Source organism: Comamonas aquatica, assembly GCF_018064205.1.
Lineage (GTDB): Bacteria > Pseudomonadota > Gammaproteobacteria > Burkholderiales > Burkholderiaceae_C > Comamonas > Comamonas aquatica.
In genome coordinates this window covers 2,204,003-2,226,996 of sequence record NZ_CP072916.1, presented here as the reverse complement: position 1 = coordinate 2,226,996, position 22,994 = coordinate 2,204,003, and the positions used below count along the sequence as shown (strand labels likewise).

General features: G+C 66.2%; 25 protein-coding genes. 17 read left to right on the top strand and 8 right to left on the bottom strand.

What is annotated here, in order from left to right; translation table 11 throughout:
- Window positions 1-184: 184 nt before the first annotated feature.
- The 5 genes from KAQ61_RS10580 to KAQ61_RS10560 all read left to right on the top strand — a co-directional run bounded on the left by KAQ61_RS10580 (window position 185) and on the right by KAQ61_RS10560 (window position 5,015).
- The gene (locus tag KAQ61_RS10580; protein ID WP_210929141.1) at window positions 185-697 is read left to right on the top strand and encodes a hypothetical protein; all 513 of its coding nucleotides are present in this window, start codon (window positions 185-187) and stop codon (window positions 695-697) included.
- Between the two features lie 28 nt (window positions 698-725).
- Window positions 726-1,799, top strand: coding sequence for a nitrogen regulation protein NR(II) (gene glnL / locus KAQ61_RS10575; RefSeq protein ID WP_210929140.1), 1,074 nt, complete (start codon window positions 726-728; stop codon window positions 1,797-1,799).
- 44 nt (window positions 1,800-1,843) lie between these two features.
- Window positions 1,844-3,397, top strand: coding sequence for a nitrogen regulation protein NR(I) (gene ntrC, locus KAQ61_RS10570; RefSeq protein WP_210929139.1), 1,554 nt, complete (start codon window positions 1,844-1,846; stop codon window positions 3,395-3,397).
- Between the two features lie 204 nt (window positions 3,398-3,601).
- On the top strand, window positions 3,602-4,477 hold the full coding sequence (locus tag KAQ61_RS10565; protein WP_210929138.1) for a ferritin family protein: 876 nt from the start codon (window positions 3,602-3,604) through the stop codon (window positions 4,475-4,477).
- 199 nt (window positions 4,478-4,676) lie between these two features.
- A complete protein-coding gene (locus KAQ61_RS10560) occupies window positions 4,677-5,015 on the top strand; it encodes a MoaF-related domain-containing protein (RefSeq protein ID WP_231499244.1) in 339 nt (112 codons plus the stop codon).
- Between the two features lie 220 nt (window positions 5,016-5,235).
- Here KAQ61_RS10560 and KAQ61_RS10555 read toward each other — a convergent pair whose 3' ends face one another.
- Window positions 5,236-6,039, bottom strand: a complete 804-nt coding sequence (locus KAQ61_RS10555; RefSeq protein ID WP_210929137.1) for an META and DUF4377 domain-containing protein — start codon at window positions 6,037-6,039, stop codon at window positions 5,236-5,238.
- A 254-nt stretch (window positions 6,040-6,293) separates the two neighbouring features.
- Here KAQ61_RS10555 and KAQ61_RS10550 point away from each other — a divergent pair, with 254 nt between their 5' ends.
- Entirely contained in the window at window positions 6,294-6,896 is a 603-nt protein-coding gene (locus tag KAQ61_RS10550; RefSeq protein WP_183301844.1) for a DUF2242 domain-containing protein, read from the top strand.
- Window positions 6,897-6,961: 65 nt separating this feature from the next.
- Here KAQ61_RS10550 and KAQ61_RS10545 read toward each other — a convergent pair whose 3' ends face one another.
- Window positions 6,962-7,813, bottom strand: a complete 852-nt coding sequence (locus KAQ61_RS10545) for a peptidoglycan DD-metalloendopeptidase family protein (RefSeq protein WP_210929136.1) — start codon at window positions 7,811-7,813, stop codon at window positions 6,962-6,964.
- A 222-nt stretch (window positions 7,814-8,035) separates the two neighbouring features.
- Between KAQ61_RS10545 and KAQ61_RS10540 the strand changes: the two genes are divergently transcribed.
- The 4 genes from KAQ61_RS10540 (at window position 8,036) to KAQ61_RS10525 (ending at window position 12,117) form a co-directional block, all read left to right on the top strand.
- A complete protein-coding gene (locus KAQ61_RS10540) occupies window positions 8,036-8,413 on the top strand; it encodes an oxidoreductase (RefSeq protein ID WP_042415629.1) in 378 nt (125 codons plus the stop codon).
- Window positions 8,414-8,605: 192 nt separating this feature from the next.
- The gene (locus KAQ61_RS10535; RefSeq protein ID WP_210929135.1) at window positions 8,606-9,577 is read left to right on the top strand and encodes an AAA family ATPase; all 972 of its coding nucleotides are present in this window, start codon (window positions 8,606-8,608) and stop codon (window positions 9,575-9,577) included.
- A 12-nt stretch (window positions 9,578-9,589) separates the two neighbouring features.
- Complete coding sequence (locus KAQ61_RS10530) at window positions 9,590-10,744, top strand: DUF58 domain-containing protein (protein ID WP_210929134.1); 1,155 nt, start codon at window positions 9,590-9,592, stop codon at window positions 10,742-10,744.
- Window positions 10,741-12,117: a hypothetical protein gene (locus tag KAQ61_RS10525; protein ID WP_210929133.1), complete on the top strand. Its 1,377-nt coding sequence runs from the start codon at window positions 10,741-10,743 to the stop codon at window positions 12,115-12,117. The genes KAQ61_RS10530 and KAQ61_RS10525 overlap by 4 nt, the downstream gene beginning before the upstream one ends.
- Window positions 12,118-12,150: 33 nt before the next feature.
- Here KAQ61_RS10525 and KAQ61_RS10520 read toward each other — a convergent pair whose 3' ends face one another.
- Both KAQ61_RS10520 and KAQ61_RS10515 read right to left on the bottom strand, forming a co-directional pair.
- Window positions 12,151-13,512, bottom strand: coding sequence for a DUF945 family protein (locus tag KAQ61_RS10520; RefSeq protein WP_210929132.1), 1,362 nt, complete (start codon window positions 13,510-13,512; stop codon window positions 12,151-12,153).
- 262 nt (window positions 13,513-13,774) lie between these two features.
- A complete protein-coding gene (locus KAQ61_RS10515; protein WP_210929131.1) occupies window positions 13,775-15,586 on the bottom strand; it encodes a glutamine--tRNA ligase/YqeY domain fusion protein in 1,812 nt (603 codons plus the stop codon).
- Window positions 15,587-15,761: 175 nt separating this feature from the next.
- Between KAQ61_RS10515 and KAQ61_RS10510 the strand changes: the two genes are divergently transcribed.
- The 7 genes from KAQ61_RS10510 (at window position 15,762) to KAQ61_RS10480 (ending at window position 20,101) form a co-directional block, all read left to right on the top strand.
- Window positions 15,762-16,106, top strand: coding sequence for a hypothetical protein (locus KAQ61_RS10510; RefSeq protein ID WP_154164976.1), 345 nt, complete (start codon window positions 15,762-15,764; stop codon window positions 16,104-16,106).
- A gap of 85 nt (window positions 16,107-16,191) precedes the next feature.
- Window positions 16,192-16,638, top strand: a complete 447-nt coding sequence (gene aroQ / locus KAQ61_RS10505; RefSeq protein WP_042415618.1) for a type II 3-dehydroquinate dehydratase — start codon at window positions 16,192-16,194, stop codon at window positions 16,636-16,638.
- Window positions 16,639-16,649: 11 nt separating this feature from the next.
- Window positions 16,650-17,585 (top strand): alpha/beta fold hydrolase, encoded by a 936-nt coding sequence (locus tag KAQ61_RS10500; RefSeq protein ID WP_210929130.1) that lies wholly within the window; start codon window positions 16,650-16,652, stop codon window positions 17,583-17,585.
- 8 nt (window positions 17,586-17,593) lie between these two features.
- Window positions 17,594-17,995: an alternative ribosome rescue aminoacyl-tRNA hydrolase ArfB gene (arfB, locus tag KAQ61_RS10495; protein ID WP_210929129.1), complete on the top strand. Its 402-nt coding sequence runs from the start codon at window positions 17,594-17,596 to the stop codon at window positions 17,993-17,995.
- A 76-nt stretch (window positions 17,996-18,071) separates the two neighbouring features.
- The gene (locus tag KAQ61_RS10490; protein WP_210929128.1) at window positions 18,072-18,893 is read left to right on the top strand and encodes a DODA-type extradiol aromatic ring-opening family dioxygenase; all 822 of its coding nucleotides are present in this window, start codon (window positions 18,072-18,074) and stop codon (window positions 18,891-18,893) included.
- A gap of 95 nt (window positions 18,894-18,988) precedes the next feature.
- Window positions 18,989-19,648, top strand: coding sequence for an alpha/beta hydrolase (locus tag KAQ61_RS10485; RefSeq protein ID WP_210929127.1), 660 nt, complete (start codon window positions 18,989-18,991; stop codon window positions 19,646-19,648).
- A 156-nt stretch (window positions 19,649-19,804) separates the two neighbouring features.
- A complete protein-coding gene (locus tag KAQ61_RS10480) occupies window positions 19,805-20,101 on the top strand; it encodes an HP1242/YdcH family protein (protein WP_081770817.1) in 297 nt (98 codons plus the stop codon).
- Window positions 20,102-20,150: 49 nt separating this feature from the next.
- On the opposite strand, the gene KAQ61_RS10475 is transcribed toward KAQ61_RS10480, so the two are convergent.
- Genes KAQ61_RS10475 through KAQ61_RS10460 form a run of 4 tightly spaced genes read right to left on the bottom strand, consistent with a single transcriptional unit; the run spans window position 20,151 to window position 22,993 of the window.
- On the bottom strand, window positions 20,151-20,999 hold the full coding sequence (locus KAQ61_RS10475; RefSeq protein WP_210929126.1) for a M90 family metallopeptidase: 849 nt from the start codon (window positions 20,997-20,999) through the stop codon (window positions 20,151-20,153).
- Complete coding sequence (locus tag KAQ61_RS10470; protein ID WP_420839313.1) at window positions 20,996-21,826, bottom strand: UDP-2,3-diacylglucosamine diphosphatase; 831 nt, start codon at window positions 21,824-21,826, stop codon at window positions 20,996-20,998. Before KAQ61_RS10470 ends, KAQ61_RS10475 begins: the two co-directional genes overlap by 4 nt.
- Before the next feature lie 9 nt (window positions 21,827-21,835).
- Window positions 21,836-22,363: a peptidylprolyl isomerase gene (locus KAQ61_RS10465; protein ID WP_183301832.1), complete on the bottom strand. Its 528-nt coding sequence runs from the start codon at window positions 22,361-22,363 to the stop codon at window positions 21,836-21,838.
- A gap of 45 nt (window positions 22,364-22,408) precedes the next feature.
- A complete protein-coding gene (locus KAQ61_RS10460; protein ID WP_210929125.1) occupies window positions 22,409-22,993 on the bottom strand; it encodes a peptidylprolyl isomerase in 585 nt (194 codons plus the stop codon).
- Window position 22,994: the final 1 nt, after the last annotated feature.

The window sequence follows — 22,994 nt, the reverse complement described above, 5'->3', positions numbered from 1 at the left end:
CCTGTGCTGGAACGACACAACTAGGCAGCCGAGAGGCTGCCTTTTTTGTCGGCGGCAGCGGGTGGCCCAAGTCGGACAATCCGGGACAGTGCAGGTCGGGCATTGCACAATGCCATACAGACACGCCATGCATGCTGGTTCTGCGGTACGGCGCCTGGATTTGAACGTTGGAGGTGTGAACACTATGAAGCAACTGATCGGAGCAACCGCCTGCTGGCTGGCCTGTGCCGCCGTGCTGCCTGCGGCACAGGCCCAGGAGCGCATTTACCGTTGTGGCAATGAGTACACCAACAGCGCTGCCATTGCCAAGCAGCGCAACTGCCAGGTGGTGGAAGGTGGGCATGTGACCGTGGTGCACACCCGGCCCGCGCCTGCCACCCCCGCCGGGACTGGTGAGGGCAAGGCCTCCACGCCTGCGCCGGCGGGCGCCCGTGCGGTGCAGGTCGATCCCAGCCAGCAGAAAGCCCGTGACAGCGATGCCCGGGCCATCCTGCAGGCCGAGCTGGTCAAGGCCCAGGAAAAATTGAAGGCGCTCAAGGCCGAATACAACGACGGCTACCCGACCAAGTCGGCGCTGGAGTTGCGCAACGCGCAGGTTTACAACGAGCGCCTGGAGAGCTTGAAGGCCAGCATTGCCCGCCAGGAGAGCGACATTGCCGGCATCCAGCGAGAGCTGGCACGCCACTCTGGTGGCTGATTGTTTTTGAAAGTTGAGTGGTCTGTCCATGTCGCTTGCAGTTCCCCGTGATGTGCAGCGTTTTGCTGCGTTGGATTTGCTGTCTACCTTGGCGGTGGTGGTCGACCAGCAGGGTGCCGTGGTGTTTGCCAACGCCGCCCTGGAAAGCGCGATGGGCATGTCGCGGCGCATGCTTGAAGGGGTGGAGTTCGCCCAGTACCTGTCCTCGCCCTCGCTGCTGCGCACGGGCCTGCAATCCTCGGATGGGCACGGCTATGCGGCGATGAGCTTCGACACCGGCCTGCAGCGCACGGTGCAAGAGCCGCTGTTCGTGCACGTCACGCTGACACCGATCGAGCACACGGACTTGAGCCTGGTGGAGCTGTGGGTGCTGGAGCAGCAGGCCCGCCAGGACCGCGAGGAGCGCCTGGTCGAGCAGGCCCAGGCGAACAAGGAGCTGGTGCGCAATCTGGCGCACGAGATCAAGAACCCGCTGGGCGGCATTCGCGGCGCGGCCCAGTTGCTGGAGATGGAGCTGGACAGCCGTGAGCTCAAGGAATACACCCAGGTCATCATCCATGAGGCCGACCGCCTGCAAAGCCTGGTCGATCGTTTGCTGGCCCCGCACCGTCACCCGCACCAGCTGGCCGACCTGAACATCCATGAGGTGTGCGAGCGGGTGCGTTCCCTGGTCCTGCTGGAGTACCCCCAGGGCCTGAAAGTGCGCCGGGATTACGACATTTCCATCCCGGAGTTCAAGGGGGATCGTGCGCAGCTGATCCAGGCGCTGCTGAATATCGTGCAAAACGCCGCACAGGTGCTCTCAGACAAGATTGCCAGTGGCGAGGCCGAAATCGTGTTGCGCACCCGGGTGGCCCGCCAGGTGACGATTGGTCGCCAGCGCCACAGGTTGGCACTGGAATTGCATGTGATTGACAACGGACCCGGCGTACCGGACCACATCAAGGAGCGGATTTTCTATCCGCTGGTGACGGGGCGGGATGGCGGTTCGGGCTTGGGGCTGCCGTTGGCGCAGACATTCGTGCAGCGCCACCATGGCCTCATCGAGTGCGAAAGCATGCCGGGGCGCACGGATTTTCGTATCCTGATCCCGCTGCCGTGAGACCGGGTCTTTCAAGAACAAACAACGGAAGGTAAACACAGCATATGAAGCCGATCTGGATAGTAGATGACGACCCCTCGATCCGCTTCGTCTTAGAAAAGGCGTTGGCTCGCGAAAACCTGGACACCCGCAGCTTCAGCAACCCCCGCGAAGTGCTGGCCGCCTTGGCCGATCTGCCGGAAGGCGATCCTGCACACCAGGGCCCGCGGGTCCTGGTCAGCGATATCCGCATGCCTGGCGGCTCGGGCTTGCAACTGCTGGAGCAGGTGCATGCGCAGCAGCCGGAACTGCCGGTCATCATCATGACCGCCTACTCGGACCTGGACAGTGCGGTGTCGGCCTTCCAGCGCGGCGCGTTCGAGTACCTGCCCAAGCCTTTCGATCTGCCCAAGGCGGTGGAGTTGATTCGCCGCGCGGTGGAAGAAAGTGAGCGCGAGCAGGTCGCCGAGGAACGCCAGACGGCCATGCCCGAGATGCTGGGCCAGGCGCCCGCGATGCAGGATGTATTCCGGGCGATCGGCCGCCTCAGCCAGAGTGCCGTCACCGTGCTGATCACCGGTGAATCCGGTTCGGGCAAGGAACTGGTGGCGCGTGCCTTGCACAAGCACTCGCCCGTGGCGAATGGCCCTTTCGTGGCCATCAACACCGCCGCCATTCCCAAGGATTTGCTGGAGTCGGAGCTGTTCGGCCATGAGCGTGGCGCCTTCACCGGGGCGCAGACGCAGCGCCGTGGGCGTTTCGAGCAGGCGGAGGGCGGGACCTTGTTCCTGGACGAAATCGGTGACATGCCCTTCGATCTGCAGACCCGGCTGTTGCGCGTGCTGTCCGATGGGCAGTTCTACCGGGTTGGTGGCCATACGGCGGTCAAAAGCAATGTCCGCGTGATTGCTGCCACCCACCAGAACCTGGAGCAGCGGGTCAAGGATGGGGTGTTCCGTGAAGACTTGTTCCACCGCCTGAATGTGATCCGGCTGCGTCTGCCCTCGCTGCGCGAGCGTTCCGAGGACGTGCCCATGCTGGCCAAGCATTTCTTGCAGCGCAGCGCCAAGCAGCTGGGGGTAGAGCCCAAGCGCATTTCGGAGGCCGCCTTGCAGCGTCTGGCGCAGTTCGGTTTCCCCGGTAATGTGCGCCAGCTGGAGAACATATGCCACTGGCTGACGGTCATGGCCCCGGCCCAGCAAATTTCAGTGCAGGACCTGCCTCCGGAGGTGCTGGGTGCGTCTGCCAGTACTGCACCGGTCGAGCCCGCGGGCCTGGTGCCTCTGCAGATCGGCACGGTGGCGGAGGTTCCGGTCGCCAGCGCCGCACAGCCGCAGGCCAGTGGGGCGGCCACTGTCGCCGCGGGGTATGTCGGGCCTGGCTGGGAAAGCCTGCTGGAGGCCGATGCCCGCAAGCTGTTGCAGGGTGACTGCAAGGAGGTCTGGGACGTGCTGAGCAAGCGCTTCGAGTCCAGCCTGATCACGACCGCCTTGAGCCTGACCCACGGCAAGCGCATGGAAGCCGCGCAGCGCCTGGGGATCGGGCGCAACACCATCACGCGCAAGATCCAGGAGTTGGGGCTGGACGGCCCCGAGCGTGGAGCAGGTGACGAGAGCTAGCCGCATCCGCCGACAGGCACCACGGCACAAGGGCATATCTGCGATATGCCCTTTTTTCATGTCGATGGCGGGGTCGGGCAGGGCAGACGGGGCCGTCCTACATCGACCGTTCGTATCAGCCGACCGTCGGGCTGCGCATGGTTTCTGAGAATCAAAAGCATCGCCAAGTTGGCGTTCACTTGCTTTTGAAATCTGTCATAGCCCATGCTGCTGACTTTCCCCCGCTATCCGGCATGTAGCACGGCACTGTCCGCGGTGCAGACCGGCGTGGCACGCTATGACCCCCCTCCTGACAGCGACATTGCCGTGCTGACCCTAGATATCCACATGCGCCTGGTTTCCGAGCAGGAGGACACCTACTGGCGCGAGCACTTCTCACAGGCGCCTTATTACGTCGCCGGCCGCAGCTACGACCAGTACCGCCCGGCCTATGAACTGGGCTGGCAGACGGCGCTGCAATACCCGGATGCTGAGTTTGAAGACCTGGCTGATCGCCTGCACCGGCAGTGGGCCGTGCGCAGTGGCTCCAGCCTGCTGCCCTGGCGCGAGGTGCACCAGGCCGTGCATGCGGCCTGGCTGCATGCCAGCCAGCAAATGCGCAAGGTGCAGCAGCCGGCCGCGCGAGTGGAGTGCAGCCGCGAGACCGCGGCCAGCCTGTTGCCGCTGCAGCGCGGCTGCGCCCTGCTGGCCGAGGATTTGCAACGCATGTGCGCCATCCCCATGAGTGACTTCGCCCACCAGGTCATTCAACGACACATCCTGATGTTGCGTGACTTTGCCTACACCTTGCACAGCCATGTGAAGCGTGCGTTTCACAAAGAGGACATGGGCTTGACCACGTGGCCCAGCAGGTTGCGCCGTCGCTGGATGGCCTGGCGCGATGACCTGTCGGACTGGGCGCCGGCGCAGGTGTTCGAGGTCTGCGAGCTGCGCGAACGCACCCTGCTGTCCAGCTACCAGCGGGCGCTGCGCAAGACGCTGCCCGTCGAGGTCCGGGAGCTGCTGCAAATGCAGTCCAAGCGCTTGGGTGTGCACATGGAAAAGCTCAGCTGGGTGCGCCACAACTGGAATCTCGAATAAGACGCGGTACCCACCGGGCCGTTGCAGGCCACATAGGGGTGTCCCGTATCAGCCAAACGCCTATGTCGCCATCTGCCAAGGTGATGGCTTGAGGATGCGCCAAATTCTCACAGGATGGGCTGTGGCGCCCGCAGAACAATCAAGTCTAGGCGATGGCGACCAGCGCCGTATCCAAAGCATGGTTGCAAAGGGGGCTTGTATGACAATGCACTACACCGGGGCCTTGTTGGGACGCGAGGCAGTGATTCAATTCCCGGAAAGCACGGCACAGGTCCGATATTCTGTGCGTGGAGACTTGCACTGGTGCGTCACGGACAAGAACGGCAATGTGACCCAGGGCAATGAGCGACTGAGCTATCTCCAGCTGTCAGACACGCTGCATTTCCTGAACTGGATCGAAAAGACGGGCTTCACGGTGAGCCAGGTGATCGATACTGAAAACGGCACCGTGAAAGCCTTCTGGTCGTACGCCGACGAATTCAGTGAACGTGGGCACCGTGCCTCCATGTTTGTGGATGGCACCTTCCATTTCGTCTGAGGACGATGGGGCGGCTGACCGATTTGTGGAATTTACTTAATTTTTGAGCAGCTTATAAAAGTTGTTTTGATTCAAAAGCTTGGCAGATTTTCCAATGGGTTGTCCACAGCTGGGCCCACAGATGCTGGGTACAAATGGCGGTGAGCAGTGGGCCATTAAAAAGCCCTTGGAGGTGATCCAAGGGCTTTTTGCATGGTGCAAGCGCCGGGGCGCGGCAGTATCAGCGCACGCGTTCGCTTTCCACCGTCATGTCCAGCACGTACAGGTACTTGGAGGCATCGGCAGGCACTGGCGAGCGGGTGTAGCGCTTGAGGCGCAGCACATTGCGCACCCCGTCCTGGTGGGTATAGCCTTCGATTGCGCCGTAGAACGCCTCCCAGGCGCCGTGGCCTTGTTTGATGCCTTGGGCGTCGTAGGTCACTTCGCGCACCTGCAGGCATTTGGCGTTCGGCATCAGGGGGTGGCTGCAGGCCATTTGCTGGGGGGCCACCTCGAGGAAGATGCGCTCGCTGCCGCCGTACAGCGTTTCGTAGGTGGGGCTGCCTGTAAGTTGCCAGCGCGCGCCATTGTCAAACTGCAGCTCCAGCACCGGGGCGTTGGGATTGCCCACGATCCTCCAGGTCCGGGCCTGGGGCAGCCATTGTCCGACCTTGCGCTCCAGGGCCATCAGGTTGGCGTTGGGGCAGGCCATCAGGGTGCTGGCCAGGCGCTCGACCTGGATGTTGGTGCCGTTGAGGGTATAGCGCCCATGCATGCGGTTGCACAGGTTCTCCGCGCTGACCGTCTGCGCATCGACAAAGCGCAGGCCGACGGTGGGGGCTGGCCCCTGGGGCGTGCCGGGCAACTGCCATTGCGGGTCCACCGTCCCTTGTGCGTTCAAGGCTTTATGCAGTTGCCATTCATGGGATTGCAGACTGACCGAAGATGGGGTGGCCGGTGCCGTGGCATGCGGTGCCGAGGTGCAGGCTGCCAGGGTCATGGCGGCCAGCACGCTGGTGGCGGTGAAGCTTGTACGGTTCAGCATGGGTGTTCTTCTCCTCAAAATGGACAACGCCCCGGTGGGGGCGTATGCAAACCCCAAGTATGTTGGCGGTGTGGGGGCGCTTGTGTGAGACAAGCCCTGAAATCGTATGCCGATGTATCAAGCCGTTCATGACGGCTGTGCATGCCCGGCGTGCGAATGGCAGGAGCTATAAAATAGTGAGCGATGGGGCTGGTCTGCAGTGCCCGCCCGTCGCTTTTTTAGAAAGTTGGATCTCGGGTCTTGTGGAAACGTTCATGTCCAGATTGTTGCGAGGCCGTTGGGCCAAGGCCGCCGTGCGTGGCGGCACCGCAGTGGCGGTGGCCCTGTTGATGACGGCGTGTGGTGGCTTGGGGCGCTCGCCCGTGCCCGAGGCCATGCCCAAGGTGCAGGAAAAGTTCGGCTCGGCCGCGACCTATTCGCGCCTGTTTGATGCGACGCCGGCGCAGACCTGTGAGGCGGCGCGGCGTGCCCTGCTCAGCCAGGGCTACATCGTGAACAAGGCCGACCAGGAAACGGTCGAGGGGCAAAAGAGCTTCCAGCCCCAGCCGGACCGCCATGTGCAGATGAACATCCGTGTCACCTGCGTGCCCGAGAGCAGCGACGGCCAGCTCAGCATGGGTTTTGTGAGTGCGCTGCAGGACAGCTTTGCGCTGAAGATGGCCAGCAACTCGGCCAGCCTGGGCGTCAGCATGCTGGGTTCGGTGTCGGTGCCCGTGGCGGCCGGCCACGACTCCATGATCAAGATCGGCAGCGAGACCGTGACCAGCGACCAGTTCTACGACAGCTTTTTCGACCTGATGCGCCGCTACCTGCTGGTCGATGTGCCGGCGGAGCCCGTGGCCCACAGCAAACGCTGAGCCGCGCTGCGGCTATGGATTTTGAATTGATAGCAGTCAGCGCTTGATAGACAAGCGCTGAGGGCTTATTCGGCCAGGAACAGCGCGGGGTCCACCATGCTGCGGTTGAGCATGACCCCCCAGTGCAGGTGGGGACCGGTCACGCGGCCGGTGGCGCCCACCTTGCAAAACGCCTGGCCGGTGCGCAGCGTATCGCCCACCTGGCACTGCACGCTGGACAGGTGGCAGTACATGGTCAGCAGCCCGCCGCCATGGTCCAGCCAGACGGTGCCACCGTTGAAGAAGTAGTCCCTCACATCCACCACCTTACCCGGCAGCGGCGCCACGATGGGCGTGCCGGTGGCGGCGGCAATGTCCATGCCGCTGTGCGGATTGCGCGGCTGGCTGTTGAAGACACGGCGCAGGCCGAAGCTGCTGGAGCGGCGCCCGGGGCAGGGCTGGCGCATCTGCAGGTCCCCCGTCTGCGGTGCCGGGCTGCTGAACAGGGCCATGATGGTCTGCTGGTGCGCCCGTTCGCGCTCGTGGCGCGCCAGGTCTTGGGGCGAGAGATCGACGGTCTTGGGCGAGACCTTCAACTGCTGCTCGGTGTAGCGCTTGTCGCGCACGGCATAGTCCACGGATTGGGTGCCGTCGTCGCTGTGCACGGTGACGGTGTGCACGCCCAGCTTGGCCGACAGCGGAATGCCGACCAGGGCCGTCCACTCGATCATGTCGCCCACCACCAGCACCGGGATGCCTTCCGATGTGGTGACCTGCGGCCGAAAGGACGAAGGGCCCAGCGACAGGCGGGCCACACCGCCCGGGACGCGGCTGTCCAGGGGGAACCAGGGGGTGTCGGCCGGGGTTGCGGCCCAGGCGGGCAGGGCGGCGCACAGGCCCAGTTGGCCCAGTGCGGCCAGGTAGTCGCGTCGTTGCATGAGAGATTCCGAAACTGCGGTTCGCATCGCTGCATTGTCGCGTGCCTGCGCTGGGGCGCGGGGCACACCCGTGCACGGCCGCGACAGCGGGGTGATGGGGGCGGCCTGCCGAGTCCTTGACGTGGCGCAGAAAACGCAGCCGGCAGCGCGGGGACACTTGCGGGTTCTGACCAGGTCCGCGCCTCTGGGGCGAACGGCTGGCTGATGGAAGGTAGTTATCTCATGCAAGCTTTTCGCATCGTAGTCATCGGCGCCGGTGATACTGGCACCCCGCTGCTGCAGCAACTGTTCAATGCACCGTTCGTGCAGGTGCTGGGCGTGGCCGATCTGAACCTGGAGCTGCCCGGCATCGCGCTGGCCCGCCAGCACCAGGTGCCCGTGACCGACAACTTCATGGAACTGGTGAGCCTGGGCTCCCAGGTGGACATCATCATCGACGTGACCGGTGCCACCAAGGTGCGCGAGCAGCTGCGCCAGTACATGGTGGATTCGCGCAATGCCCACACGGTCATCATGCACGAGCAGATCGCGCTGCTGATGATGTCCCTGTCGGCGGGCAAGCTGGTGGACAGCAAGCACGGTCTGCAGCAATACGCCTAAAAGCATAGCTGTTGGCGCTTGCTGGATAAGCGCTGAAGGCCATTTTTGTTCGCAAGCACGCAGCCGAGGCTGCCCCCGGGGCAGCCTTTTTCATGCCTGTGGCATTTTGGGGGCGGGGGCTTGCTGGCGCGGCGGCTTCTTTGGAAGATGGCGGCATTCCAGAACCAGACACAAACACAGAGAGGGAATGACATGGACGCTGCGGTGACCGAGGCCGCCCCTGCACAGTCGGGGGCCCCACTGGCGCAAGCCATCGTGCGCAATGTCGAGCAGGTGCTGCAGGGCAAGCACCAGCAGGTGGAGTGGGCGCTGGCGGCCATGGTGGCCAGCGGCCACGTGCTGCTGGAGGATGTGCCGGGCCTGGGCAAGACCATGCTGGCACGGGCCCTGGCCACCTCGGTGGGGCTGTCGTTCAAGCGCATCCAGTTCACGGCCGACCTGATGCCCTCGGACATCGTGGGCGGTCCGGTCTACAACCCCAAGGACGGCAGCTTTGCGCTGCGCCCCGGCCCCGTGTTTGCCCACATCGTGCTGGCCGACGAGGTGAACCGCGCCAACCCGCGCGCCCAGTCGGCCTTGCTGGAATGCATGGAGGAGGGGCAGGTGACGCTCGATGGCCACAGCCTGCCTTTGCCCCAGCCGTTTGTGGTGCTGGCCACGCAAAACCCCATGGACATGGCCGGCACCTTCCCCTTGCCCGAGGCGCAGATGGACCGCTTTCTGATCCGCCTGTCGCTGGGCTACCCGGACTTCGCGATCGAAGCCGGGCTGATCCAGAGCCAGCAGTTCGTCCACCCCATCCAGCGCCTGCAGCCGGTGTGCACGCCGGCACAGTTTGCGGACCTGGCCGAGGGCGCCCGCGCCGTCATCGTGACGCCGGAGATGGCCCAGTTCATGGCGCAGATCGTGGCGGCCACGCGCACGCACCCGATGCTGCGCTTCGGCGCCAGCCCGCGCGGCACGCTGGGCCTGGCACGCATGGCCCGCGCCCTGAGCCATGTGCGCGGACAGCGCTACGTGGAGCCCGCGGTGGTGCGCGAGGTGGCACCGGCCGTGCTGGCCCACCGCATCGTGCTGGCCCAGCCGCATGTGCAGGCACACCCCGTGCAGGCCACGGAAAACGTGGTGCGCGAGATCCTGGCCCTGCAACGCACGCCGCGCTGACGGCACGCCGCCATGGAACGCTGGCTGTCCAAGTCGCGCGTGCTGCTGGGGCTGTGTGCCCTGATGCTGCTTGCGGCCTTCAACCGCCGGGACCCCATGGCCTATGGCGTGTTCCTGTTTCTGGCGGTGATCTGCACGCTGGGCTATCTGCTGCCCTGGCTGTCCCTGCGCGGCATGCAGCTGCGCTGGCTGGGGCAGGAGGCGCCACAAGTGACCGAGGGCCAGGCCTACCCGCTGCACCTGGTGCTGGAGCGCCGTGCGCGCTGGCCAGCCTTCCTGGTCGAGATCGAGGCCGAGTGGGTCTGGGCCTCGCAGCGCCTGGTCATGCGCCATACCGTGGCGCTGGTGCGCAGGGGGCGGTCGGTGGCGCTGGAACAACTGTGCACCTTTCCGTGCCGGGGGGTGTACCGGCTGCAGTCGGTGCGCTTGGCCAGCGGTTTCCCGCTGGGCTTGCTGCGCGCGCAACTGCAGATGCCCACGCCCGAGCTGGCGGTGCAGGTGCTGCCGCGGCCCAGCCCGTTTGTCTGGCCCCTGCCCTGGACCGTGACGGCCGATCCGCAGGGCGAGCGCTCGACACGCCACCTGGGGCCGTCCATGGAGCTGGGCCTGCTGCGCGCCTATCAGGATGGGGAGCCTCTGGGGCGCGTGAGCTGGCGCGCTTCGGCGCGCGCGGGGCAGCTGGTGATCCAGCACTTTCAGCAAACCGGCAGCCTGCGCCTGCATGTGCTGGTGGCTGTGCCCGATGCACAGGCGTGCGGCCAGCCGGACAGCGACGGTGAGCAGACCATGCGCCTGGCTGCCGGCATCGTCGCCGCGGCGCAGGCCCACCATGTGCAACTGCGCCTGCACCTGCCGCCACATGCCGAGGCCCTGACCGATCCCGCGGCGGCCCTGCTGGCGCTGGCCACCGCCCCGGCGGTGCCCGACAGCCTGCCAGTGGTGGTGCACCAGGCCTTGCCCCTGCTGCAGGCCGGGGCGTCGGTGGCCGTGGTGCTGCCGGCCAGCCTGCCACCCTCGCAGGTGCTGCAGGCCCTGCAGGGCTTGCGGGCGCGAGGCGGGCCGGTGCTGGTGTGCCTGGCGCAAGGGGCAGCAGGGGCGGCAACGCCGCAGGTGCTGGCGCCGGCCTTGGCGCAGGCCGGGTATCTGACCCATACGGAGGTGGCATGAATCTGTGGCGTCGCACGCCCGCGGCCGCACCGACCTCGCCGCGGCTGGGCACGCGCGGGGTGGTGGTGCTGACCGCGCTGAGCTACTGGTGCACCTGCATGGCCCTGATGTACCTGAACCGCCGCGCCGGGGGCATGGGCTTTGGCTTGGTCACCTGGTCGCTGTGGACCTGGTGGGGGTTCCACGGGGCCTGGAAGCACGTGTTGGCCCAGGAGGCCCAGGCTGGGCGCAAACGCAGCATCGCCATGGGCAGCGTGACCGCGCTGGTGGCCGTGTTGCTGTTCCCTGGGCTGTTGCGCGGGGGCGCCATCTTGTGGCTGTGCCTGTGCCTGATGCTGATCATCGGTGCCCGTGCACCGCGCATGCGCACCGACCGTGACTTTTATCTGACCTTGCTGGTGATCATGACCGTGGGTTTTTGGCTGGCGACGGACTGGGCGGCCGACTGGACGCTGTGGTTCTACCTGGGGCCGGCCTGGCTGTGGGGGGCGCTGTCACTGGCCTGGCACCATGCGGCCCAGGCCCCCTTGGCGGGCTGGAAGAAGATCGCACTGGCCTGCGGTTTCATGGCGCTGGTGGTCACCCTGACCAGCAGCCTGTTCCTGTGGGCACCGCGTCCACCGTCCCTGGGCTTTGGCTTCCTGCCCGGTGGGGATGTGCAGGGCTGGGCGGGTTCCCGGCCCGAGGCGGGCGAGGGGCCGGCGGCCTTGGGCGCGGGGGCGGACGCGCCCCGTGGCTCAGGATCCGGTGGCGCGGGGGGGCAGGGCGGTGCCGGTCAGGCCGGGGCCTCGGATTGGCAGGCCCTGATCAATGCCATGCGCCACAGCGCCCAGGATGGGAGCATTCCGCAGTGGCAGCGCCGTGCGATGCACGGCATGGCAGACCAGGGGCAGGCCCTGTTGGAGCGCTGGCAAAGCCTGCAGCAGACGCTGTCCATCCCGTATCCGCCCTGGTGGTGGCTGCTGGTGCTGGCCGCGGCCTGGTGCGGGTGGCACTGGCGATACCGGATCGGCGTGCAGCTGGGGCTGCTGGTGGCCTGGGGGCTGCAACCAGTGAGCCCCTGGCTGTCCATGCGCCTGTCCACGCGCAGCCTGGACTGGGCCTTGCACGGCAAGGGCTGCAGGGCCTTGCCCGGCGAGTCGCGGCGCGAACATTGGCTGCGCTACCCCCATTGGCCCCAGGTGGCGCATGCCTGGGTGCTGCAGGTGCTGGATACCTATGGCAGCGTGCGTTTTGGCGACGCAGCGGCCACGGTGGACCAGGCCCAGCGCGTGCGCCAAGTGGCGGCCGCGCTGGCGGACATCCTGCATGAGCTGCCGGCCATGCCCCGCCCGGCAGGCCCGGGACTGGGGCCTGCGCCACGCAGGGCCTAGCCGGCGGCCGCAGGTGCGGTCCCGGCCGTCAGGTCACAGGGCGCCGCCAATCCCCAGCAAATGCTGCAGGGGCTGGGGGCGGCCATTGAGCTTGAAGCTGCCCTGGGAGAACTCCAGCGTGGCCTCCAGTGCATCGCCGCGCTTTTCCAACACACCCTGGCTGAGCAGGGTCTTCATGCGCTTGACCACGCCGTCGTCGACGGCCGCCTGCAGCTGTTCTTCGCTCATCTCCTGGCCCAGTTGCTCCAGCAGGGTCAGGTAGTCGCTGCGCACCTTGGCGTCCAGCAGTTGCACCAGCATGGGTTGGGGCAGCAGCGCCTTGAACTGCCCTTCGATGTCCGTGGCCGGGTTGAAGGCTTCGGGCTGCTGGCCCACGTAGGCAAGGCGCGCCGACAGCTCGGCCGGGCCGTCCGGGGTCTGCATGCCCAGGCGCGTGATGGCGAATTCGGGCTTGCCGGCCAGCAGCGTCGGCAGGCTGCGCAGCAGGGCGATGCCCTGGTCTTCCGCAGCCCCGTTGCCCTGGGCCCAGCGCATCCATTCGTCCAGCCAGGTGGCGTCGATGCGCTGGAGTTGCACGCTCGCCACCAGCTCGCTGGCGCTGTAGGTCGGGCTTTCCAGCTTGGCCATGCGCGTGTCCAGCCCCATGTCGACCGACTGGTCTTGCAGGCGGGTGGTGCTGTCCATCTGCAGCTGCTGGATCTTGAACGCGCTGTCGTCGCCGGGGTTCAGCACCGACAGCAGCCCCAGTTTGAACGAGGCCGGGCCGTCCCAGAAGCTGTGGCCCTCGGGAATGCGGGAGTCGAAGGCCAGTTCGGCATCTTCCAGGTCCATGCGGCTGCCGTCTTCCGACTTGAGGCGCAGCACCGGCATGCGCACCTGGCCCTGGGCGGCGTGCTGTTCGGCCGACAGTGTCCAGTCGGCCTTGAGGCCGCCCCAGGTCAGCGTCGAGCCGTCCGCGAAATGCGCCGTGAAGTGTGGCGAGGTCATGGCGTGGCTGGTGTTCCCCTGCCAGCCGACCAGGGTCACCCATTCCAGCGGGGCGCGGTCCTGCAGGGCTTCGACCAGTTCGGGCTCGCTGTCCTCGGGCAGGACAAAGCGCGACACCACCTTGCCCGCGCGGCCCAGGGGCCAGGGGCCGTGGACGATGTCGTGCGTGACCACGATGTCGTAGGTGTTCTCGGCATCGGCGAAGGACCACAGCGTCTGCGCCTGGGCCGTGACCAGGCCACGGTGGTATTCCAGGATGCGCACGGCAAAGCCATCTTCGGTGCTCCAGGTGTCGGCCGTCTGTTCAAACGCTGTCTGGATGCGCCCGCCGATGTAGTAGCTGGTTCCCAGTGCGCCGGCGATTGCCAGAGCGCCTGCGCAGAGAACGCCCATCGCCAGTTTTTTCATGATTGCCCCTTGTTGTCGTGCTGGTGCACGCCGCGCGGTCGCGTGGCGCCCAGCGATTCTAGAAAGCCCGGGCAGGGCCTGGGGGGACGCCACCGCGCTGTTGTTTTTTGGCGCTGCGGCGGCCCCGCACGGTGCGGCCACGCGCTGTCAGGCACTTTGACTTTAATAGCTGGCTGCGCATGCCGGACGCACGCCAAAGCCGAAAAGTCTTGAAAGAAAAAAGGCTGCCCGCAGGCAGCCTTGGCGGACCCACACCCAGGGCTTACTTGCCCCAGCTGTCCTTCAGGCCGGTGATCTTGTTGAACACGGGCCGGTCGGCACAGTGGTCCTTGCGGTCGGCGACGAAGTAGCCAAAGCGCTCGAACTGGAACTTGTCATCAGCCTGTGCAGCCTTGAGCGAAGGCTCCACATAGGCGGTGACGACCTTGAGGCTGTCGGGGTTCAGCAGGCTCAGGAAATCCTTGCCGCCGGCATCGGGTTGCGGGTCGGTGAACAGACGGTCGTACAGGCGCACTTCGGCCTGCAGGCCGTCGGCCACGCCCACCCAGGTGATGGCGGCCTTGACCTTGACGCTGTCGGCGCCGGGGGTGCCGCTCTTGGTATCGGGCACCACGGTGGCCAGCACCTTGGTGATGGTGCCGTCGGCATCCTTTTCGCAGCCCGTGCACTCGATCACATAGCCGCCCTTGAGGCGCACCTTGTTGCCGGGGAACAGGCGCTTGTAGCCCTTGGGGGGCACTTCGGCAAAGTCCTCGCGCTCGATCCACACTTCGCGGCCCAGCGTGAAGTGGCGCTCCGGCACGGTGGCACCTTCGGCGTGGTGGGGCAGGGCGGGCAGGCTGCAGGCTTCCAGGTGCGCGGCATCGCCGAACACCTCGGCCCAGTTGGTCAGCTCCAGCTTCACAGGGTCCAGCACCACCATGGCGCGGTGCGCCTGGTTCTCCAGGTCTTCGCGCAGGCAGCCATCGAGTGTGGCGTAGTCGATCCAGCTGTAGTCCTTGGTCACGCCGATGCGTTCGCAGAAATTGCGGATGGACGCGGGCGTGTAGCCACGGCGGCGCAGGCCGACGATGGTGGGCATGCGCGGGTCGTCCCAGCCGGTCAGCGTGCCGCTGTCGACCAGGTGCTTGAGCTTGCGCTTGGACGTGACCACATAGGTCAGGTTCAGGCGAGCAAATTCGTACTGGCGCGGCTGGGGCGCGGCGATCAGGCCGCCTTCACGCAGGTGGTCCAGCAGCCAGTCGTAGAACGGGCGTTGGTCTTCGAATTCCAGCGTGCAGATGCTGTGCGTGATGTGCTCCAGCGCGTCCTCGATGGGGTGGGCGAAGGTGTACATCGGGTAGATGCACCACTGGTTGCCGGTGTTGTGGTGCTCGGCATGGCGCACGCGGTAGATGGCCGGGTCGCGCAGATTGATGTTGGGCGCGGCCATGTCGATCTTGGCGCGCAGCACGGCGGCACCATCGGCCAGCTGGCCATTCTTCATGTCGGCAAAGCGCTGCAGGTTCTCGGCCACGCTGCGGTCGCGGAACGGGCTGTTCACGCCGGGGCGGGTGAAGTCACCGCGGTTGGCCTTCATGTCCTCGGCGGATTGCTCGTCCACATAGGCCAGGCCCTGCTCGATCAGGTAGACCGCGCAGCGGTGCATGAAGTCGAAGTAGTTGCTGGCGTAGTAGAGGTGGCTCTCGCCATTGGCGCCTTGCCAGTCAAAGCCCAGCCACTGGACGGCATCCTTGATGCTGTCCACGTACTCCTGGTCTTCCTTCTCGGGGTTGGTGTCGTCAAAGCGCAGGTGGCACACACCGCCGTAGTCCTTGGCCAGGCCGAAGTTCAGGCAGATCGACTTGGCATGGCCCAGGTGCAGGTAGCCATTGGGCTCGGGGGGAAAGCGGGTGCGAATCTTGGCCGCATCCACCTGGCCCTGGGCATGGTGGGCGGCATCACCGGGCGTGCCGCCCCAGTGACGTTGCGCGTGGGTGCCTTTTTCCAGGTCGGCTTCAATGATCTGGCGCAGGAAGTTGGTGGGCTTGACCACTTCCGGGGTGTCGTTGTTGGTGTTGGCGGGTGTGCTCATAGGGGGAAGATTGTAGGCCGGCTCGCGAGCAAGGGCGGCATGCGCGGGTGTTCTGCCTGGCATACCCATGGCAGCAAGGCTTACGTTCTGATGCAGGCTCTTACGTTCTGTGTGACATCCAGGGCCGGGGCTCAGGCGTTGAAGAAGCACCGCGACATTGAAAGGACACAGACACATGGACCGAAACCTGGACACACTGCGCAGGCATGGCCGTCGCTGGCTGGCCGCCACCGGGCTCCTGGCCCTGGCGGCTGCGGGCAGCGCCCATGCTGGCGGTAATGTGGGCATCTCGGTGGGGATTCACGTGCCGGGTGCGCCCGTGTATGTGATGCCGCCACCTCCACCGCCGCGTGCGGTCTACTACGCGCCGCCGCCCCCGGCGGTGGTCTACCAGGCGCCCCCTGCCTACGGCTACTGGGCACCCCCCCCGCCGCGCGGCTATGGCTACTACCAGCCCTACAGGCCTTACAAGCACCACAAGCACTACCACCGCCACCACCGGCATGGCGACCGTGATTGAGGCTATGGCCAGCCGCTGAGCGCGGTATGACCCCGGACAAGGGCCGCATAATCGCGGCTCTTGTGCTTTTTACAGAGTGGTTGCAATGGCGAAGACCGTTTTTGTCCTGAATGGCCCGAATTTGAATTTGCTGGGCACGCGCGAACCCGCCGTGTACGGCGCGCAGACCCTGGCCGATGTGCAGACCCTGTGCGCGCAGGCCGCCCAGCGCCAGGGCTTGGCCCTGCGGTTTCACCAGAGCAACCACGAAGGCCAGCTGATCGACTGGATCCACGAGGCCGGACAACTGCATGCGCGCGGTGAACTGGCGGGGCTGATCTTCAACGCCGGGGCCTACACCCACACCAGCGTTGCCCTGATGGATGCCGTCAAGGGCACGGGCGTGCCGCTGCTGGAGCTGCACATCAGCAATGTGCACGCCCGCGAAGCCTTCCGCCACCATTCCTATCTGTCGCCGGTCGCGCGTGCCGTGGTCTGCGGCCTGGGTGTGGCGGGCTACAGCCTGGCGATCGATGCGGTGGCGCAGTGGTGAGTGGCGCGCCAATGACTGCGGAACCCGTCGAGGATGTGCCTGTCTGGGTCCCCTGGGCGGGTCCGCAGGCCGACTATGAAGCCGTGGCGGCCGGCACGGTGCTGTCCCTCGAAGTGCAGCACTGGCTGCAGCAGGCCGAGCGCGTGGAGCATCCCCATGCGGGCGGGGCGGTGGTGCTGCACCACTGGGCGGCCACCGTGCCGAACGGCCTGGCGCCCGTGGTGCTGTTCCACGGTGGCAGCGGCAGCTGGACCCACTGGGTGCGCAGCATCGGCCCGCTGACCGAGGCTGGGCACGATGTCTGGGCGGTGGACCTGCCCGGTTTCGGCGATTCGGCCCCCTTGCCCGGCGTGATCGATGCCGACGGCATGCTGCCCGGCCTGGCGCAGATGCTGGAGGCGCAGTTTCCCCTGCAGGCCGTGCGGCTGGTGGGCTTTTCGTTTGGCGGCATGACCGCCGGCATGCTGGCGGCGGCCTATCCGCACCTGGTGCAGCAACTGGTGGTGGTCGGGGCGCCGGGCATTGGTCTGACGGACAAACACCCCTTCCGCCTCAAGGGCTGGCGCCACCTGGAGGCTGCGCAGGCCCAGCTGGCCCACCATGTCTTCAACATCGGGGCGCTGATGCTGCACGATGCCACGCGCATCGACCGCGATACCGTGGCCCTGCATGTGCACAACGTCTGGCGTGACCGCTTGCCACGCCGCCGCATCTCCAGCACCGACATCCTGGTGCGTTCGCTGGCGCAGGTGGAATGCCCGGTGGCCGCCATCTACGGCGCCGAGGATGCCCTGTACCCCGGCACGCTGGACCAGGTGGCGGCATGCATGGCCGCCGCCGCGCGCGAATGGCAGGGGCTGCAGCGCGTGGCCGGGGCGGGCCACTGGGTGCAGTACGAGCAGCCCGCCGCCTTCCACGCGGTGCTGCTGCCGCTGCTGGCCGGCTGAGGCGCGCCATGCGCTGGCACATCCCTGCGATCGAGTACAGCTGGACGGCGGTGCGCGCCCAGGGGGCCGGCGGGCAGAACGTCAACAAGGTCTCCAGCGCCGTGCACCTGCGCTTTGACATCCGGGCCTCGTCGCTGCCCGAGGATCTGAAGCAACGCCTGCTGGTCTGGCACGACCACCGCATCACCCTGGACGGGGTGGTCATCATCAAGGCCCAGGCCCACCGCACACAGGAGCAGAACCTGCAGGACGCCGTCGCCCGCCTGCATGCCCTGGTGGCGCATGCCGGCCATGTGCCCAAGGCGCGCAAGGCCACGCGGCCCACCCTGGCGTCGCGCCAGCGCCGGGTGGAGACCAAGAAGCGCACGGCCGCCACCAAGGCCTTGCGCGGCAAGGTGCAGTTGGGTTGATTGGTTTGGTTTTTGGGACATTTAGTATTGTTCTGAAGAACTAGTTTTTCTTGCAGGACAACCTACCATGCAAGCCATGGACCACACTGTCTCTTCCCCCTCGACCACCGACCGCTTGCCGGTCCTGTTTGTCTCGCACGGCTCGCCCATGTTTGCCCTGGAGGCCGGCGAGACCGGCCCGGCCCTGACCCGCTGGGGTCAGGCGCTGCGCCAGCGCCATCCGGGCTTGCGTGGCGTCGTCATCCTGTCGCCGCACTGGATGGCGCACGGGGTGGAGGTGATGGCCCATGCGCAGCCGCCCACCTGGCATGACTTTGGCGGCTTCCCGCCTGCGCTGTACCGCTTGCAATATCCCGCACCCGGCGCGCCGGTGCTGGCGCAGCAGGTGCAGGCCCGGCTGGCGCAGGCCGGCATCGCCGCCACGCTGAACCCCGAGCGCCCTCTGGACCATGGGGCCTGGGTGCCGCTGATGCACCTGCTGCCCCAGGCCGATGTGCCGGTGGTGCAGCTGGCCTTGCCCGTCGATGCAGACGCGCGGGCGGTGTATGCCCTGGGCCAGGCCCTGCAAGACCTGCGGTCACAGGGCGTGTTGCTGGTCGGCAGCGGCAGCATGACCCACAATCTGCGCGAATTCTTTGGCGGGGAGCGCCAGGCGGCCAGCTATGTGGTCGAGTTCAGCCGCTGGGTGGAGCAGCAGGTGCAAGCCGGCGCCATCGATGCCTTGCTGGACTGGCAGCAGCAGGCCCCGCACGCCCTGCGCGCCCATCCGACGGACGAGCATTTCCTGCCCCTGTATTTCGCCCTGGGCGCCGGTGCCGGCAGCACGCCCCACTACCTGAGCCGCGAGGTGATGTACGGCATGCTGGCCATGGATACCTTTGCCCTGCAGGATGAATAATTGATAGCTGCTGGCGCTTGCTGAATAAGCGCTACAGCCCGTTTTGACTTGAATTTAAACCCCCGGGTGCCACGCGTGGCACCGGAAAGACTGAGATGCTGAACCTGCCACTCCACCACCTCCACCGTCCGGCCGCAGCGGACACGCCCGCGCCCTGGCTGCTGGTGCTGATGCACGGGGTGGGCAGCAATGCCGACGACCTGTTCGGCCTGGCAGATGTCGTGCCACCCCAGTTCCACGTGCTCAGCCTGCAGGCCCCGAATGTGATGGGTCCGCAGGCCTTCGCGTGGTTCATGTTTTCGGTGAACCCCGATGGCTCGCGCCACATCGATGCCGCCCAGGAGCAGCACAGCCGCGCCCTGGTGGCGCAGACCGTGGCCGCCGCCAGCGCCCAGCTGGGCATCCCGGCCGAGCGCGTGATCGTCGGCGGTTTCAGCCAGGGCGGCATCATGAGTCTGAGCCTGCTGCTGACCCAGCCGCAACTGCTGCAGGGCATCTGCGTCTGGCACAGCCGGCTGCTGCCCGAGGTGCTGCCGCAGCAGGTGGCGGCGGACCAGTTGCAGGGGCGCGAGGTGTGGCTGAGCCATGGCACAGTGGACCAGGTCATTCCGCTGGGCAGCGCCCACGCCATCTGCCGCCATCTGGAAACCCTGCCCGTGGATTTGGTCTATAGGGAATACCCTTGCGCGCACAGCATCCACCCCCAGGAACTGCGCGACAGCATGCAGTGGCTGGCACAGCGCACGGCGGCGTGAGTTGTAACGCCTGCCCGGGTCCGGAATTGCTGCGGCGCAGCACGACTTGGGTGTAGGGTTGTTACAGCCTGCGCGCCGCGACGGTGGTCACAATGGTCTTGCCTCAAGGGCAGTGGAGGTTCAGCTGCCCGGCCTGTAGTTGACGAAAGGATGGACATGTTTCCTGAATACCGTGACCAGATTGCCGATTTGCGTGCGAATGACCGCAATTTCAGTCGGCTGTATGACAAGCATTGCGCGCTCGACCAGCAGGTTGAGCAGCTGGTGGCCCGCAAGTCCAACGACTTGCAACTGGAGATTGAGCGGCTGAAAAAGCAGAAGCTGGCGGTGAAAGAGCAGATTTACGCCATGCTGGTCAATGCGGCGCCCACCATGGCGCTGAAACAGTACAAGAATTACATGGACCAGGAGTGGCGCGAAACCGCAGCGCCGATGGCCTACCGAACGGCCTAGTTCCCCACCCGGCAGCGCCGGCCCCAACAAGCACCCTGCGGGGTGCTTTTTACATGGTGCGCGGTGTGGCGGGGCGCTGGAACAGGGCGTCCAGCAAGGGGCGCAAGGTCGGCTGGGCCTGGGCGAAGGCGGCGGGGGCCACCCAATAGGCCTCGCAGGCCACGGCAAAAAACTCGGCCGGGTGCGTGGCGGCATAGGCATCCAGCCAGGGCGCGGACTGGCCAAAGCGCTCGTGTGCGGCCAGGGCCTCGCAAAAATCCTCGTAGGCAGCCATCCAGACCCGGGACCAGTGCTGGTGCGCCTGCTGGGCCGAGGTGTGGCCCATGAAGCCGGCCGGCAGCGGCGGGCAGCCATCGGCACCGCCATGCGCCATGTCCAGCTTGTGCGCGAACTCGTGGATCACCACATTGCTGCCAGCGCCCAGCCCGGGGTGGGCGCCCGGCTGGATGGCCGACCAGCTGAGGGTGACCGGCCCGCGCTCCATGGCCTCGCCCATCAGGGTTTCGTTGTAATGGTGGACCACGCCGGCCTCGTCCACCACCGTGCGGCGCGCGACCATGTCATCGGGGTGGATCACGATGCCCACGAAGTCGTCGTACCAGCGCAAGGCCTGCTGGGGCGTGCCCCAGTGGATCAGCAGCACGCAGGCCTGGGTGGCGACGGACAAGGCCATGGCATCGGTGATGACCAGGCCGTGGGCGCCCGTGAACTCCTTGTGGTGCAGGAAATGCTGGCACAGCGCCCGCAATTGCAGCAGCTCATCCGGGGTGAGCTGCTGCAGGAAGGGGTGGGCATCCAGCGTGGCCTGCCACAGGCCGTCCGGGATCGGCTGCGGCGCGCCGGGCGCGTGCGTGCGCCAACGCTGCAGTCCCTGGGCGATGCGGCGCCACCAGCTCATGCGCGGGGCACGGCCATCTCGAGGGGCAGGCGCTGCCAGCCCTGCGGGTCCACGCGCAGCACTTCGGCGCGGTGCGTGTGCGCATCCAGGTGCCAGTCGCTGAGCACAATGCGGGTGCGGGGGCGGCCCCGGGCATCGGCGGGCAGGGCATGGTCTGCCGGTCGGTGCGTGTGGCCGTGGATGAACCACTGCGTGTCCGTGGCGTCCATCCACTGCAAGGTGGCGGACAGGTCCACGTTGGCGTATTCCGCACCGCTGTCCTTGCGCAGCTGGCTTTCCGTGCGCATGGCCTTGCCCAGGGCGCGGCGGGCGGCCAGTGGCTGGCCCAGCGTGTGCTGCATCCAGGCGGCAGAGCGGCTGAGGGCGCGGAATTTCTGGTAGTCCACATCCTCCAGGCACAGCGCGTCGCCGTGGCTCAGCAGGATGCGGCGTTCACCCAGCACCAGCACGGTGGGGTCGCTCAAGCCGGTCATGCCGCTGCGTTGCAGGAAGGCAGCGCCGGCCAGGAAGTCGCGGTTGCCCACCATGAAGAACAAGGGCCGTTGGGCCGCAGCCTGCTGCAAGCTGGCGGCAGCGTCGGCTTCGAAGCTGCCGGGCTCGTCCAGCGTGTCGTCGCCCACCCACACCTCGAACAGGTCGCCCAGCATGAAGATGGCATCGGCGCGGGAGCTGCGCAGGTAGTGGCGCCAGGCATCGAGCGTGCCGGGCTCGGCCGGGTCCAGGTGCAGGTCGGAAATGAATTCGACCGTGTGCCAGTGCGCAGGGGCCACAAGCTCCTGCGCGGGCAACACGGTCGACAGGTGGTCGGCGGTCAAGACCTGGGCCAAACCAGCAACTTAGATGGCAACGGCCTTGTCGATGACCACGGCGTCGAACGGCACGTCGTCATGGAAGCCCTTGCGGGTGGTGCGCACCTTCTTGATGGCGTCGACGATGTCTTCACCCTTGACCACCTTGCCGAACACGGCGTAGCCCCAGCCTTGGGGGGTGGGGGAGGTGTGGTTCAGGAAGCCGTTGTCCACCACGTTGATGAAGAACTGGGCGGTGGCGCTGTGGGGGTCGCTGGTGCGGGCCATGGCCACGGTGTACTTGTCGTTCTTCAGGCCGTTCTTGGCTTCGTTTTCGATGGGGGCCTGGGCTTCCTTTTGCTTCATGTCGGGGGTCATGCCGCCGCCCTGGATCATGAAGTTCTTGATCACGCGGTGGAACACCGTGCCGTCGTAGAAGCCGGCGTTGACGTAGTTCAGGAAGTTTTCGGTGGACTTGGGGGCATTCACGGCGTCCAGTTCCAGGGTGATCACGCCCTGGGTGGCGGTGTCGGCCACGTTGATGGTGACGTGCAGCTCAACTTGAGGATTGCTCATGGGACAACTTTCTAGAAGGTTTGTACAAAAGGGAGGGGCGCGCCATCACTTGAGCAGCGTGGCTGCCGTGATGGTGACGGCCGTGGTGGGCACATTCTGGTGCATGCCACGGTTGCCGGTGGCCACGGTACGGATTTTGTCCACCACGGCTTGGCCTTGCACGACCTTGCCAAATACGGCGTAGCCATGGCCATCCGGCTGCGGGGCGTTCAGCATGTCGTTGTTGGCCACGTTGATGAAGAACTGCGCGGTGGCCGAGTCGGGATTGCTGGTGCGGGCCATGGCAATCGTGTAGCGGTCGTTCTTCAGGCCGTTCTTGGCTTCCAGGGGAATGGCCGCGCGCGTGGGCTTTTGCTGCATGTCGGCGGTGAAGCCACCGCCCTGGATCATGAAGCCGTCGATCACGCGGTGGAACACCGTGCCGTCGTAGTGCTTGTCGGCCACGTACTGCAGGAAGTTCTCGACCGTTTTGGGCGCCTTGGCGGGGTCCAGTTCCACCACGAAGTCGCCCAGCGAAGTGGTGAACTTGACACGGGGCTTGGCGATGTCGGCCGCGATGGCCCAGTGGGTGCTAGTGGTGGCCAGGACGGCGGCCAGGGACAGGGTGAGGGTTCTGCGGGACAGGGTCATG